This window comes from Amycolatopsis jejuensis, from assembly GCF_000717335.1.
Lineage (GTDB): Bacteria > Actinomycetota > Actinomycetes > Mycobacteriales > Pseudonocardiaceae > Amycolatopsis > Amycolatopsis jejuensis.
Map to the genome: position 1 here is coordinate 1 of NZ_JNYZ01000114.1, position 339 is coordinate 339.

Genomic DNA, 339 nt, shown 5'->3' on the forward strand with positions numbered 1-339 from the left:
TCTGTCAGGGTCACGGTGACGGTGGCGACGGCGCGTTCTCCTGCTTTGACGGGGAGGTCGGGGGCGCGGGCGGCGAGGTCGGTGATGGCGGCGATGGCGTCTCCGTGACGTTCGGCGCTCGTGCGGGGATCCGGAGCGCCGGACGGGTCCGCGGGATCCGGGGCGGCGAGCGGGACCAGCAACTGTTCGAGGACAGTGCCGGTCTCGGAGTCGACGTTGCCGGTGAAGTGGAAGCGGCCACCCCGGGTCCAGTGGTAGCGGAACTCCCGCCACGGGCGGGCCGAGGCGTCCGCGTGGTCGGCCGGTGGGGTGCCTTCGTGGTCCCAGTAGGCGCGTAAC

1 protein-coding gene is annotated in these 339 nt (G+C 72.6%); it reads right to left on the minus strand.

Annotated elements, in window-relative coordinates; all coding sequences use genetic code 11:
• A partial coding sequence (locus OO71_RS45995) for a DUF222 domain-containing protein (RefSeq protein WP_033296445.1) occupies positions 1–339 on the minus strand: 339 nt, incomplete at both ends.